The sequence below is a fragment of the Wolbachia endosymbiont of Nasonia vitripennis genome (genome assembly GCF_048054115.1).
In the GTDB taxonomy this organism is placed as follows: Bacteria; Pseudomonadota; Alphaproteobacteria; order Rickettsiales; family Anaplasmataceae; genus Wolbachia.
Window position 1 is genome coordinate 1 of record NZ_JAFEVF010000022.1, and the last position, 13955, is coordinate 13955.

At 33.9% G+C, this 13955-nt stretch carries 11 protein-coding genes, 1 tRNA gene and 2 pseudogenes; 11 read left to right on the forward strand and 3 right to left on the reverse strand.

Annotated features, from left to right (window positions below; translation table 11 throughout):
• Positions 1-282: pseudogene (locus JR053_RS03805) on the forward strand (hypothetical protein); the annotation flags it as partial.
• Positions 283-406: 124 nt separating this feature from the next.
• Here the strand turns inward: JR053_RS03805 and ftsH are convergent.
• The 3 genes from ftsH to JR053_RS03820 all read right to left on the reverse strand — a co-directional run bounded on the left by ftsH (position 407) and on the right by JR053_RS03820 (position 4369).
• Entirely contained in the window at positions 407-2236 is a 1830-nt protein-coding gene (gene ftsH, locus JR053_RS03810) for an ATP-dependent zinc metalloprotease FtsH (RefSeq protein ID WP_010406977.1), read from the reverse strand.
• Between the two features lie 218 nt (positions 2237-2454).
• On the reverse strand, positions 2455-3747 hold the full coding sequence (gene tilS / locus JR053_RS03815) for a tRNA lysidine(34) synthetase TilS (protein WP_265022791.1): 1293 nt from the start codon (positions 3745-3747) through the stop codon (positions 2455-2457).
• A 142-nt stretch (positions 3748-3889) separates the two neighbouring features.
• Positions 3890-4369, reverse strand: coding sequence for an OmpA family protein (locus JR053_RS03820; protein WP_007302208.1), 480 nt, complete (start codon positions 4367-4369; stop codon positions 3890-3892).
• A 274-nt stretch (positions 4370-4643) separates the two neighbouring features.
• Between JR053_RS03820 and JR053_RS03825 the strand changes: the two genes are divergently transcribed.
• From JR053_RS03825 to JR053_RS03870, 10 genes and pseudogenes are all read left to right on the forward strand, one after another.
• Positions 4644-6062, forward strand: coding sequence for a gluzincin family metallopeptidase (locus tag JR053_RS03825; protein WP_010403317.1), 1419 nt, complete (start codon positions 4644-4646; stop codon positions 6060-6062).
• Between the two features lie 20 nt (positions 6063-6082).
• Positions 6083-7150, forward strand: coding sequence for a rod shape-determining protein (locus tag JR053_RS03830; protein ID WP_007302210.1), 1068 nt, complete (start codon positions 6083-6085; stop codon positions 7148-7150).
• Between the two features lie 227 nt (positions 7151-7377).
• Positions 7378-8490 (forward strand): tRNA 2-thiouridine(34) synthase MnmA, encoded by a 1113-nt coding sequence (mnmA, locus tag JR053_RS03835; RefSeq protein ID WP_010403319.1) that lies wholly within the window; start codon positions 7378-7380, stop codon positions 8488-8490.
• A gap of 107 nt (positions 8491-8597) precedes the next feature.
• Entirely contained in the window at positions 8598-9830 is a 1233-nt protein-coding gene (locus JR053_RS03840) for a WD1261 family protein (RefSeq protein WP_416603598.1), read from the forward strand.
• 59 nt (positions 9831-9889) lie between these two features.
• Positions 9890-10396: an inorganic diphosphatase gene (gene ppa / locus JR053_RS03845; RefSeq protein WP_139686786.1), complete on the forward strand. Its 507-nt coding sequence runs from the start codon at positions 9890-9892 to the stop codon at positions 10394-10396.
• A gap of 373 nt (positions 10397-10769) precedes the next feature.
• Positions 10770-10860 (forward strand) — tRNA-Ser (locus JR053_RS03850).
• A gap of 118 nt (positions 10861-10978) precedes the next feature.
• Complete coding sequence (locus JR053_RS03855; RefSeq protein WP_010403414.1) at positions 10979-12106, forward strand: SurA N-terminal domain-containing protein; 1128 nt, start codon at positions 10979-10981, stop codon at positions 12104-12106.
• Positions 12107-12139: 33 nt separating this feature from the next.
• Positions 12140-12769, forward strand: a complete 630-nt coding sequence (locus JR053_RS03860; RefSeq protein WP_010403415.1) for a ferredoxin reductase domain-containing protein — start codon at positions 12140-12142, stop codon at positions 12767-12769.
• Positions 12753-13304: a 5-formyltetrahydrofolate cyclo-ligase gene (locus JR053_RS03865; RefSeq protein WP_010403418.1), complete on the forward strand. Its 552-nt coding sequence runs from the start codon at positions 12753-12755 to the stop codon at positions 13302-13304. The genes JR053_RS03860 and JR053_RS03865 overlap by 17 nt, the downstream gene beginning before the upstream one ends.
• 87 nt (positions 13305-13391) lie before the next feature.
• Positions 13392-13913, forward strand: a pseudogene (locus JR053_RS03870) (IS630 transposase-related protein); the annotation flags it as partial.
• Positions 13914-13955 lie beyond the last annotated feature (42 nt).

Genomic DNA, 13955 nt, shown 5'->3' on the forward strand with positions numbered 1-13955 from the left:
CTTACTTTGTTTGCTTGTCAGATCAAGTCTAAACTATTACATATAATGGTTGGTATGGTCATTGCTGGTTTATGTATTGAGCTTTGTGTAATCACCACTGCAGAACCGATTCTTCTCATCATGGGTGCTACTGCTGTTATAGGAGCTATTGTAGCAGGAACTGCTCCTGTATTAAAGCTAATAGAGATGTTTAAAGGTCAAGAACCTAATCTTTCTCCTAGTAGCGGTCTGGAAAGCTCTAATACTGAACATACTTATTTAAATAGGCAAAGAGTTATTTAGAAAAAAATTGGAAGAATGTTCAAAAAAGTCCATTTATAAAATACATCGGCTTAACTATGATCTTATAACTTAAGCTAATTAATTAAAAATTTTTGTTTTAGCGGTTAAATAAAGCCAGATCTTATTAGAGAGAGGATCTTCTTATCTCTTCTTTACCTTCATTTTCATTTCTAACAATTTTTTTTCCACTTAATATGTCTCTTATTTCATCTCCTGTTAAAGTTTCAAACTCCAGTAGATTTTCAGCAATGAGCTCCAAGTCTTTCCTACGCTTGGTTAAAATGTCTTTTGCTTTTTCATAGCAAGAAAATACGACTTTCTTTACTTCCTCATCTATAAGTCTTAACGTATCTTCAGAAATTGTCTCAGAATCATGTGTGATTTGTTCGCGATTATGATAGATCGGACCTATTTTGTCGCTCATTCCCCATTTTGTCACCATAGAACGTGATAAATCTGATGCTAGTTTTATATCTGAAGATGCACCGCTTGTGACTTTATCATAGCCAAAAATTAGCTCTTCTGCCACACGTCCACCCATTGCAACAGTTATATCTGCTAGCATCTTTTCTCTTGTGAGGGACACTCTATCTGTTTCTGGTAGTCTCATAACTAAACCGAGTGCTCTACCACGTGGAATAATTGTTGCTTTGTGTATAGGATCAGAAGCAGGCATATTAACTGAAACTACTGCATGACCAGCTTCATGGTAAGCAGTAAGCTTTTTTTCTTCTTCTGTAATGACTAAGGACCTTCTTTCCATGCCCATCATCACTTTATCACGTGCATACTCAAAATCATCCATGGTAACAATTTTCTTATTTCTTCTTGCAGCAATAAGCGCAGACTCATTCACTAAATTTGCTAGATCAGCCCCTGAAAAACCTGGCGTTCCCCTCGCAACTGTTTTTACGTTTACATCTGGTGCTATCGATATTTTCTTTATATGCGTATTTAATATTCTCTCACGCCCATTTATATCAGGTAAAGAAATAGTAATCTGTCGGTCAAAACGACCAGGTCTAAGTAGTGCTGGATCTAGGACGTCTGGACGGTTAGTTGCAGCAATTATTATCACACCTTCATTAGACTCGAAACCATCCATCTCAACCAGTAACTGGTTTAATGTTTGTTCCCTTTCGTCGTTACCGCCACCAAGACCGATGCCGCGATGCCTACCTACTGCATCTATTTCGTCTATGAAAATTATACAAGGAGCATTTTTCTTACCTTGATCAAACATATCCCGGACACGGCTTGCACCAACACCGACAAACATTTCAACGAAATCAGATCCAGAAATACTAAAAAACGGTACATTAGCTTCACCTGCAATTGCACGAGCAAGTAGAGTTTTACCAGTTCCAGGGGAACCAATTAAAAGGCATCCTTTTGGTATCTTCCCACCTAACACTTGAAATTTTTGCCTTTGTTTAAGAAAATCAACAATTTCAACCAACTCTTCTTTTGCTTCATCAATCCCAGCAACATCATCAAATGTCACTTTTTTTCCAGTAGTCATAAGCCTAGCTTTTGATTTGCCAAAGCTTATAGTTCTATTACCTCCTGCTTGCGTTTGTTTAAAAAGGAAAAGTAATAAACCGATAAAGATAAGGGTCGGAACCCATTGAATAAGTAATCCACCAATTATACCTATTGCAGAGTCTCCAATTGAAAAGGAGAACTTCACTTTCCTATCATGCAAACTTTTTATTAAGTCACTATATATAACACCACTTGAGTTAAAGGCTGACCCATCCCTAAACTTCCCTTCGATGCTTTGGTTTCTTATTGTAATATTTTCTATATCATTATCTTCTAGTCTAGTTAAAAATTCTGAAAAAGGTATGGTTGTTTTACTCTTACCTATACTTCCGCTAAATTGAATATAAGCAACTGAAATAAGAACAATAATCACTAACCAGATCAATAAGCCTTCTAAAAATTTTTTCATTTACATTTCTAATTAAACACTAATCAAGCTTACCAAATTTTGTTTTATCGTGCTATTAATAATGCATCGAATCTTATCATCACCGTATTTCTCCGTTATAATTTACATCAGGATAAGCAACCACCTTTCCATTTTTTTCACTGTTGGAAAAGAGTAGTAAACTTTAGAAAAATAATTACAAATTTAAAAAACCTTGCCCCACTCATTGTAATCCTTAATTAAACATCAATTAACTTTAGCAAATTTTCCTTTATTATGCTAGTGATAAAATATTTAATCTCATCATCACCAATATGCTTGCTATCATGTTTTATACATGGATAAGCAAGCATCTTTCCATCTTTTTGTACTGTAGGCAAAGAATAGTAAACTTCAGAGCAATAATCATAATTTTTTAGAAATTCAGGGATTTTTTGTGTTTTTTTTAGCGGAGCAATAGTTACTGAACACTCCTGATCTCCAAATATTGTGCAGCTAAACCTGTTATCCCATTCAATAGAACCATTTAATGGTAAGTGTACAGTAATTTCCTGTATATTTGACGATTCTCTCATTATCAAAATACTTTCTCCATATTTTCTTATTTTGCATCCATAGAGTGTGCAATTAACATCACTATTTTGTTGCAATATTCTATTAAATATTGCGATAAGGCTACGGTACCTTGGTTTATAGTGCTTGTTGACAATTGCCATTATAGAATAAAGAAGAAGCCTTAAAGCTATTTCCTCTGGCAGTTTATAAAGTTCATCTAGTTTAATTTCAATATAACCAAGATCATGAATATTAACGCAGTCATTAAGTGCAAGGCGTGTGTAGTGCATCAACGCTTTTGCAGCTCTTTTCATATGAAGGGCTGTGAGGCATATTCGCTCTGTTAAAATCTCTTGATTGTCACTTGCTTTAAGTAAGTTACGGTATAAAGTTCGTCTGTATTTTAAGTCATAATTGCTTCTATCTTCGATCCATTTTAACCGGTGAAGATTAGCGTACTTTTCTATTTCACTACGACTAAAATTTAACAACGGCCTAAATATATAAATACCATTTAAGAAAGATTTGTAATCCATTGATGATAATCCATCTACTCCACTACCTCGCTCCAATCTTAATAAGAACGTTTCTGCTTGATCATCTTTGTGATGAGCAACGAGCAAACATTTAACATTATTGTTTTTACACCACTCTGCTAGTAACTTATATCGTGCTTTTCGTGCCTGTAACTGAATATTACCTTTAATATTTTGCTTCTCCCAATTTAATATGAACGATTCCTTTGCTCCAAGTTCTTTTGCATAACTTATAACAAAATCAGCTTCTTTTTGAGACTCTGAACGTAACCCATGATTTACTGTTAATGCTATAGGAAGTGAAAGCTTGTTTTTTTTTGCCCAGTTAGTCATTAAATGCAGTAAGACTATACTATCTACACCACCTGATACTGCAACTGCGATTTGGTTATGGAAAGCAAAGCTATTAGCTATATTTTGAAATAATAACTCTAATTTCATTATGTTTCTTGATGGCCAGATAGTCTCTACGTCATACAGCGACTTATTTGTGGTATATATAGATCCCGCTAATAAGCAGCGGAATTGCTCTCTTTTGTCATCCCAGTGCTTGACACTGGGATCCAGGTTTTAATGCAAGAAACTACTTCTTTATTCCAGAAAATGAAAATTCCACTCTACGATTTTTAGCATGCTCTTTTTCATATTTAGAATTTCTAGAATCATCTTTTACATTAACCAAAGGCTCAGTTTCACCTTTAGAAGCAGTTTTTATTCTATTTTCTAGATAAGGTGTACAGCTGACCATAAATTTTTTAGCTGCATCTGCTCTTCTAGCTCCTAGTGCAAGATTATACTCGTGAGAACCACGATTGTCAGTATGACCAGTTAAAGTGACCTTTGCGTCAGGATTATTTTGTAACACTTCCATCACGTCAAGTAATGCATCTGCACTCACTTCACTGATACTAGATTCATCATAACCAAAGAAAACTCTTTTATCACCTATCTGCTTAACAACAGCATTCATTTTATTTGTCGTATTTACTCCTTTTTTAGGGCAAGAACTTACACCAGTAAGCAGTAAACAAAAACAACACATTATAATCAGTCTACTCCACATCACTAAACCTCCATAAATTTAAAATATAGTGCGTAATTTTAATTTTAGTACTAATAATCCCTCTATACTAGAATAGAGTCAAGGGAAATAAAATACTAAATGTTTTCTTTACAATCTTATAATTAATTTTCTGATAAGATGCTCAATTCTTAGCAATGAAGTACAATAAAAGAATAAAAATACAATTTTTTATTGTACTTTAAGCAAATATACTTTTAACTTTATTATTAATCTATTACGATATTAAGCAGATGTTTCAAAGCAATGAATAAAAATGAGATCTTATAAGTTTTTAGAGGAAGTATTACATAAGGTAAGGAATATCGAAAACACACTAAAACTACTAAGCAAAAGCCAATTGAATGTAGAGGACAAAGTTGAACAAATGTGTCTTCTAGAGGAAATCAGACATGAAATTATCTCTCATGATGCAATAAAGGAATCATTAGCGAATGCTCTTAGGAATAAAAAGAGTGCTAATATTCAGCAGCTAAAGTTAATAGAGGGGATACACAAAAGCAGCAGTGCTATTCCTGTTGATTTAGTAAAATCTTTGTCCAAAGCTAAGATTGAATGCCAAAACTTATGGAGGCTAACTAATTCTGAAATTAGTAACTTAGAAAAGCTGAAAGAATGCTTTACTAACCTAATTAAGCTTACTCGTGAAGCAGCTTCTATAAAATCGCAGCAATTAAAGCGCTCAAACTATGAGTCATTGCTTGCTGACTATGACTCTAATATCACAGAAAAGAACATAAAGGAAATATTTCCTAAGCTAGGTAAATTTTTTAGTGAAAATGTAGAGAAAGTAACTCAAAAGCAGAAGAAGGATAAGGTTACTAATATACAAAAAGTTACGGTTCAGAGACAGATTGAACTTGGTTCCTTATTCTTACAGCAAATGAGTGTTACACCAAATGAGATTTCCATTTCTTATTACGATCCTATCGATTATGATGAATCTGACCTTTGTTATGGTTTATTTTTACTTTTACGGCATACTGGTTATGCAATTCATCAAAAATGTTTAGCGCAAAATTCTATAAAGAGCTCAATTACGAAACATATTATGTATGAAACTCAAGGGTTATTCATGGAAAGGATCATTGGAACATCCAGAGAATTTATTGAGTTCATTCAACCACACATAAAGGAGAAACTTTCTACAAAAGGCAAAATTAATAGTAGTGTTGAAAATTTGTATTTGATTTTCAATAAAGTAAATCTTTCATCTTTTTTGAAGAATGCGGATGAATTTAGTTTATTGGCTCACATTATGCTAAGAACTAAATTAGAACAAGATCTAATAAATGGTACGTTAGAAGTTAAAGATCTACACGATAAATGGTTGGAAGGTATGAAGCATTACAAGATTTCAGTAAAAGCTAAAAATGAGCTAGACACTTATTTTCAAGATGAGTATTGGATAAGTGGTGTTATAGGCTACTTTCCTATTAAAGTCATAGCGTTAATCGCTGCTGTGCAGTTTTTTTCTTTCATTAAGAAAAATCATTACGAATTTTTAGATTCTATAGTAAAAGGAGATTTCAGTTTACTTATCGATTGGTTCTCTAAAAATGTATATAGTGCAAATTATGGCTTTTTGGAACAGCTAAAAAAGGTAACAGGTAGGGATTTAGATATTGAGTGCTACACTAGTTACTTATCTGAAAAGTATAATTTGTCTCAATAAATGGTTTTCTTGAGTTGTGTATGAGTTTTGTTCAGAATTTAATCAGAAATTTTTTTACTTTCAAAGGTTTATTTGCTAGCGATATTGCTATAGATCTTGGTACTGCAAATACTTTGGTTTATCAGAAAAGTCAGGGGATAGTGCTTGATGAACCCTCAGTTGTAGCAAGAGTAAAAGAAAAAGGAAGTTACGTTCCTTATGCTTTTGGCAAAAAAGCTAAGATGATGCTCGGAAAAACACCTGGAGAAATAGAAGCGATAAGGCCCTTGAAAGACGGAGTTATTGCTGATTTTAAAAGCGCGGAAGAAATGTTAAAATATTTCATACGCAGCGCAAACACAAGATTCACTGTTAATAAGCCTAGTATTATCATATGTGTTCCATCTGGATCTACCCCAGTTGAAAGGCGTGCTATACAAGATGCAGCAGAAAGTGCTGGTGCAAATGAAGTATTCTTAATTGAAGAACCAATGGCTGCAGCAATTGGGGCTGGACTTCCAGTTACCGAACCTGAAGGTTCTATGATTGTTGACATAGGAGGTGGTACAACTGAAGTTGCAATTATTTCTTTAGGTGGAATTGTTTATTCACGTTCTGCCAGAGTAGGTGGTGATATTATGGATGAGGCAATAAAGTCATACATTCGTGAAAATCATAAGTTATTGATTGGTGAAACAACTGCTGAAAAAATTAAGAAAAACGTCGGTTCAGCCAGTCTGCCAGTTGAAAACAACAAAGAGGGAATGATAATTAAAGGCAGGGATTTAGTGAGTGGTATGCCAAAAGAAATGCTTTTATCAGAATATCAAGTTGCAGAGAGCCTAATAGAGCCTGTACATCAGATAATTTCTGCTATTAGAACTGCACTGGAGAGTACTCCACCTGAACTTTCTTCTGATATAGTTGATAGAGGAATAATTTTATCTGGTGGAGGTGGGTTATTGCGCAACTTGAGTAAAGTTATTAGTGAAACAACAAAATTACCAGTTCGTGTTGCAGATGATCCACTTTGTTGTGTTGCCCTGGGTAGCGGAAAAGTACTTGAAAACATGGACTATTTTGGCCATGTTTTATTCAAGCAAGATTAAATTGTTTTTGAAGGCAGTTTATCGAATTGTTTTGATGGAATTATGTAATATAAATGAGATCCCAGTGTCACGCATCAAGTAATTTAAAGGCAACTTCCAGCAGGAAGGGGTGTCATCCCAGCGCTTGACACTGGAACTTGACTACAAATAAGTACGCTATTTCGATGAAATTGTGTAATAGAAACTGGATTCCAGTGATTGACACCAGGTTTGTGTTTATAAATTATATGCTAAAAGAATTTGAAATTGAACCTTTATTAAAAGATAAAGCTCCGCATCAAACTAAGGCTATTGTTGCAATGTCCGGGGGAGTTGATAGCTCCGTTGCTGCAGCACTGCTGTATAACCTTGGGTACGAAGTGATAGGTGTGACTCTTCAGCTATATGGCACTGATGGCAATGCTAATGCAAGAAAAGGTGCATGCTGCGCTGGACAAGATATTTATGACGCCAAACGCGTAGCTGAAAGTGTTGGCTTTCCTCATTATATTTTAAATTACGAAGAAACATTTAAAAAGGAAGTAATAGAAGATTTTGCGAATACTTACATGCGTGGGGAAACCCCCATACCATGTGTAAGATGTAACCAAACAGTCAAATTCCGTGATCTATTGCAAGTCACAAAAAATCTTGGTGCGGATGTGCTCGTAACAGGACATTACGTAAGAAGATTAGAAGAAAATGGTGAGGTAAAGTTGTGCAGAAGTATTGATAAAAGTAAAGATCAAAGTTATTTTTTGTTTGCTACAACTGAGGAGCAGTTAAAGCTTTTGCGATTTCCACTAGGTGGGTTCTATAAAAGTGATATAAGAAAATTAGCAAAATATTTTAGCTTACAAATCTCTGAAAAGCCGGATAGTCAAGATATATGCTTTGTTTCCGAAAGCTATAGTAAAACAATAGCTAAATTAGCTCCACAATCTGTACAGAAAGGTAAAATAGTAGATATTCATAGAAAAGTGCTAGGTGAGCACAGCGGCATAGTAAATTTTACAGTGGGCCAGAGAAGAGGCCTCTGCATTGCACACAGTGAGCCTCTTTATGTAATAAGAATTAATACAGAAAATAATGAGGTTGTAGTGGGTCCAATCAATGCGCTCATGCAAAAAAAGATATTGGTCAAAGAGTTAAATTGGCTAGAACAACCAAAAGAAGGCATGGAAGTAACTGTGAAGCTCAGGTCATCACATGCAGGAAGTTTAGCAACAATACATTCGACTGACGAAAAAAATAAAGCCTGTGTAATTTTAAACGACGATTACTTTGGCATCAGTCCAGGTCAAGCCTGTGTAGCGTATAAAGATGAGCAAGTAATTGGCGGTGGATGGATATGCTCTTAACTAAAGGGCTTAATTCTTTGATACAGAGTGTAAACGTACAATAATATTTATTGCTATTTTGCCATGTATCCCTTATACTATAAAGTAGAACATTATAGGTTTTAGCAATGGTTAAGGAAGTTGAAGAACTAATAAAAATTGTTGGTAAGGGTAATTTATTAGAGGCCTTGTTTATTTTTTTAGGCGGTTTTCAACATGCTAACTTAACTGGTAAAATAGACCATAGAAACCATATTGGTTTGTCTTCATTCGTTAGAAAAAAAGAGGAATCATTAGATAAATATTTTAACTTACAATTTAGTCTACAAGGGTTGTTCTTAATTTATACTCAAGCTTATAAAATTTTAAGCGGAAGTAATAATCTGAGCACTCAAGATATCATAGATGAAATATATAAAGTTATTAAGGAGTCTGAGTTAGGTAAAGACATACACGAAGTAGTAGATGGAAGAAAATTAGATTTACTTAACGTTTTGGCAAATCCAAAAAGAGAATCAATATTTAAAGCAGTAGAAGATTTTGAAAATAAGGTGCTTATTGATGTTAGAAGGTTGTTAAGTGAAGAAAATGCATTAAACGAATATGATAGAGAATTTACCTTAAATCAATGCATTATTGACTTCTATTATTCTATTCACAACATAAAAGTAGATAAAGATATAGCATTGTTCTTTTCTTTGGGTAGTCATTATAAAAAACTTTCGTCATCTAACAAAACAGTAAAAAGAGAAGTATCAGAGATATGTGAAGATCCATTAATAGAGAGCTATATAATGCTCTTAGCTAGCTCACTACAAAGGATCGAGCTATCAAGTAGAGATGGAACCATCGAATATACAATCGATCATGAGGATGTGGATCGACAAGAGAGAGCATTAAAAATGGATGGATTAATATATCCTAAGAATACAAAAAACACCCTGGAGCAACTGTTAAAAAACCAAAACAGTGATGAATTTGAACAATTAGTAACAAGCCCTAAAAATATATACTACTCAGTGCCACAAGAAGAGAATAAATGTAGGCCAAATTTCATTGTCAGCAAGAAAAATCATAAAAACACAGTCTGTAAACTTATTTTAGGTATGTTTGTATTGTCTGTTGGGTTATATGTTGCTGATTATTTCCTTATGGAGCAAAAATTATTTAATCCAATAAAAGGTGTCCTACCACAGGATAATTTTGCTAATCTAGTAATTGCTGCAATGCTTACTATCGTAATAGTATATGCCTTATCTCAATTATTGAAACCACCACAGGAACCACCACTTTCAACAGTCGATGATGTGCGGAAGAAAAAATTAGAACCGCTCCATGCAAATAAGCTCAGAACTACATAAATGTGGCAACTTAAAAGCACATATTGTATAATGCTTATTCTTAAGTTAAGAGGTAATCCATGGATTTAAGTAAAATAAAGATAAATTCAGATGAAATAAATGTAGTAATTGAAATAAGTGCAAGTGCTGAACCTGTAAAGTATGAATTTAATAAAGAGCTTGGGTTGTTACAAGTTGACAGATTTTTGTCTACCTCAATGACTTATCCTTGCAATTATGGGTTTATACCAAATACCTGCGCAGGTGATGGTGACCCTGCGGATGTTTTGGTGCTAACTCAATTTCCTTTAGCGCCTGGAGTTTTGATATCGGTGCGTCCAGTAGGTGCATTACTTACCAAAGACGAGAAAGGGGAGGATGAAAAAATATTAGCTGTACCTATCTCCAGTGTTGACAGCTATTATGAGAATATAAAAAACTATTCTGATTTATCTAAAAACCTACTAGATAAAATAGCTCATTTCTTTTCTCATTATAAAGATTTAGAAAAGGAAAAAACGGTGACAGTTGGAGAATGGGCTGATGTAGAAGAAGCAAAAAAAATTATTGAAAAAAGTAGAAATTAGTTTGCGTTGATTTAGCCTGAAATTACAGTTATTCGGAAAAATGTTGTTGTTTTTAATGGGTAAATATTGGTATCCGTTCAGGATAGCGGCAAGGTAGTATAACCATAGAGTAAAAGTGAGTTTACAACAAATGGTGTCATCCCAGTGCTTGACACTGGGATCCAGTCCTTTCGCACAAAAAACGTTGTAAAGTGTTTACCAACTTAGTTGGATCCCATTGTCAGCTACTCTGATGACAAGAAAGGGAGCACTGGAATTTTTGTTTCAGTATTTGTACATTAGCCATGCATCTGAACAGATACAAATATTGCAATTAAAAGCATTAGACAGGCAGTAAAGGTCTTGATATTATATAATCTTAAGTTCTAAACTTGGAAGGGTGGCCGAGCGGCTGAAGGCGGCGGTTTGCTAAACCGTTATACGATTGAAAAGTCGTATCGAGGGTTCGAATCCCTCTCCTTCCGTATATTATTGTTTAGGTATTCATTACAGTAATTTCACCCTCTTTTTTAATTATTAAAAAGTTAGCTAGCGTTTATTCAGTATTTATTATAGAATTAGTTATTAGCTAAATAATTTTATATGCATAAAATACTAATTTTGATATTAATAATGCTGCCGCTTAGGTTACTTGCAACTGAGATTGAAATTGTTGCAGATGTAAATGGTGAGCCAATTTCAAATTTAGATATCGAAAGACGTATAAACTTCATAAATTCATTGCTTGGCACTCAGAAGATTAATCAAAAAGAGGTAAAATCTCAAATTCTAAGACAGTTAATAGACGAAATTATCATTGTCAGCAAAGCACAGAAGATGAATATAGAATTGAGTAACGAGGAGTTAAATAATGCTGTCACGTTATTCTTAACTCAAAGTTTAAAACTTGAGGCTGATGAAGTTGATCAATACGTAAAAAAGCATAATATAGATCTCAATACCCTAAAAAAACAAGTAAAGTGTCAGCTACTGTGGAACAAGATTATTGAAGTAGGAATTGTGCCACTTGTCAATATCAGCGATAAAGAAGTGGACGATGTAAGAAAACAAAAAGAGAAACCTGACTACCTTATTACATTTCAGGAGTTTGTAATTCCTGATCAGAAGATGGCTGAAGATTTAATAAAACAATTACGTAGCAGTAATAATCCAGAATCTTCAATAAAGATGAGCAAAGCAACCGTTAATTTAAGTCAGCTAAAAGGTAAACTCAAGGACGTTTTGGAAGGATTAGAAATCAGTGATGTAGCAGGTCCGGTTAGTTTAAGCGAAGGTTACTCTGTTATAAAAGTCATAGATAAAGTACAGCTTAATCATACAATGCTGAAAAGTACTTTAAAACTGAAACAGGTTGTAGTTGAAGGTTCAGAAAGTTTACTCTCTAATTTTAAGGAGCAAAAGGTCAGTTGTTTAAATTTTGACAAGTTAGCAGATGATTTCAAGTTGCCAAGCGTAAAAGAGTTTGAAATAAAAATGCGAAATTTAAATCCTGATTTACAGATTTTATTTAGTAAAACAAATATGAATGAAATAGTAGAATTAAGAGAAAATAGCACTGCAAAGTTGATGATGTTATGTGATATCAAAAATAATGCAATGGATATAGAAGCAATCAAACAGGAAATGTATCAACAAAAGATTATGATACAAAGCAACCTGTTATTGGATAATATGCGTAAAAATGCAGCTGTTAGTTATCAGTTTAATTGAAGTTAGAGAGGTTTTCTACTCCATAAAAAGTTTATGAAGAATATAATGCTCATTGGCGGTGGAGTTGGAAATGCAGTGTTATTTTCGATAGGGAAGGCATGTCTTGAAAACAATCATAAGGTTTTATATTTCGCTGGCTATAAAAAATTAAGTGATGTATTTAAACGAGCACTGATAGAACGTGCATCAAGTACAGTAATTTGGGCATGTGAAGAAGGATTGATAGAAACAAGTAGAGATCAGGATAAATCCTTTCATGGTAATATAGTTAATGCAATAAGCTCATATCAGCAAGGAAAGTTAGGTAAAATTACTATTAGTTTAAACACTATAGATAAAATCATCACTATTGGTTCTGATAAAATGATGAAAGCTGTAAATGAAGCTAGAAAAACAATTTTAAAGCCATATCTGAAACCAAAACACATAGCAATATCATCAGTTAACTCTCCTATGCAGTGCATGATGAAAGAAATCTGCGCTCAATGTATTCAGCAACACATAAATAAGGAAACAGGAGAAATAAGTTTTGTTTATAGTTGCAGTAATCAAGACCAGGATATGGAGCTTGTTGACTTTGATTTTTTAAGTGAGCGCTTGAAGCAAAATAGTTTACAAGAAAAGCTTACTGCAAAATGGATAGAACATGTTCAAAGACACTAAACAGCACAAAGAGGAACTAAGGAAGCAATATAGAACCATAAGAAAAGATGTTGATGAAAGTTATTCTAGTTATGCAGCAAATTCTCTTATTAATCTCTTTAACAAAAACTTAAGTTGCGTTAAAGGTAAAACAATAGCAGCGTACATTCCAACAGACGGAGAAATTAATGTTGTGCCTTTGATGCATCATTTACTCGATTTAGGATATAAAGTAGCAATTCCTAATAAAAATAAGTTATTAAAATTTGAGGAATGGAATAAAGCAGATGAAGATATAATTCCCGACACAATCATTACCCCTATTGTTGCTTTTGATGATCATTTTAATAGGTTAGGTTTTGGCGGTGGTTGGTATGATGAAATGATAAAAAAATTACGGCCACTTGGAAAAATATTTATAGGTGTAGCCTATGAGAAGCAATATTGTAAAAATTTACCTGTAGAAAAACATGATCAAAAATTGGATATTATAATCACTGAGATGTGTGTTAGATGTAGAAGTGGATTGCTCAAAAAAGTGGATAGAAAGGAGTAGCATAGTCTCCCTCTTTCTGATAGTATAGCCCTTCTCATAATAGTCCAAAAAGAGTAAGATATGGATTGATAGTAGTGGAAGGTAAGGATGCCAGTAGCATATAGTTATGACTTAAGAAAAAAGGTAATGGAAGCATTGGATGAAGGAGAGAGTGGAGAAACTGTTGCCAAGAGATTTAAGATCGGAAAAACAACTTTATATGAGTGGAAGAAAAGACGTGAGAAAACGGGAGATTTTCAGTCAAAAAAGCCTGGAAGCGTGGCATAAAATTACCGACTGGAATGCATTTGCCGAATTTGCAAATGAGCAAGGTGGCAAAACTCAGTCAGAGATGCTGGGGCAATATTAGTAGACAAACAATTCATCGAGCACTTAAAAATATAGGATTCACAAGAAAAAAAAGACCTACGGATATAAAGAAAGAAATGAAGAAAAGCGAGCTCAATTTTCAAAGGTTATAGCAACAAAAGAACCTAAAGAATTAGTGTATATAGATGAGTCTGGCATTGATAACACTGAACCTATGGGTATTGCCAGAAAGGACAGCGGTTTTATGCCCTAAAATCTGGGAAGAAAACTCAACGAATTAGCATGGTTGCAACCTTAAGTTGTAATAGTTTAGACTTGATCTGACAAGCAAACAAAGTAAGA

Bases quoted from the DNA above. Each gene is read 5' to 3' on its own strand.
- JR053_RS03825 (WP_010403317.1), top strand. From the start codon at position 4,644: ATGAGATCTTATAAGTTTTTAGAGGAAGTATTACATAAGGTAAGGAAT.
- JR053_RS03865 (WP_010403418.1), top strand. From the start codon at position 12,753: ATGTTCAAAGACACTAAACAGCACAAAGAGGAACTAAGGAAGCAATAT.
- JR053_RS03855 (WP_010403414.1), top strand. From the start codon at position 10,979: ATGCATAAAATACTAATTTTGATATTAATAATGCTGCCGCTTAGGTTA.
- JR053_RS03820 (WP_007302208.1), bottom strand. From the start codon at position 4,369: ATGTGGAGTAGACTGATTATAATGTGTTGTTTTTGTTTACTGCTTACT.
- tilS (WP_265022791.1), bottom strand. From the start codon at position 3,747: ATGAAATTAGAGTTATTATTTCAAAATATAGCTAATAGCTTTGCTTTC.
- ppa (WP_139686786.1), top strand. From the start codon at position 9,890: ATGGATTTAAGTAAAATAAAGATAAATTCAGATGAAATAAATGTAGTA.
- ftsH (WP_010406977.1), bottom strand. From the start codon at position 2,236: ATGAAAAAATTTTTAGAAGGCTTATTGATCTGGTTAGTGATTATTGTT.
- JR053_RS03830 (WP_007302210.1), top strand. From the start codon at position 6,083: ATGAGTTTTGTTCAGAATTTAATCAGAAATTTTTTTACTTTCAAAGGT.
- mnmA (WP_010403319.1), top strand. From the start codon at position 7,378: ATGCTAAAAGAATTTGAAATTGAACCTTTATTAAAAGATAAAGCTCCG.
- JR053_RS03840 (WP_416603598.1), top strand. From the start codon at position 8,598: ATGGTTAAGGAAGTTGAAGAACTAATAAAAATTGTTGGTAAGGGTAAT.
- JR053_RS03860 (WP_010403415.1), top strand. From the start codon at position 12,140: ATGAAGAATATAATGCTCATTGGCGGTGGAGTTGGAAATGCAGTGTTA.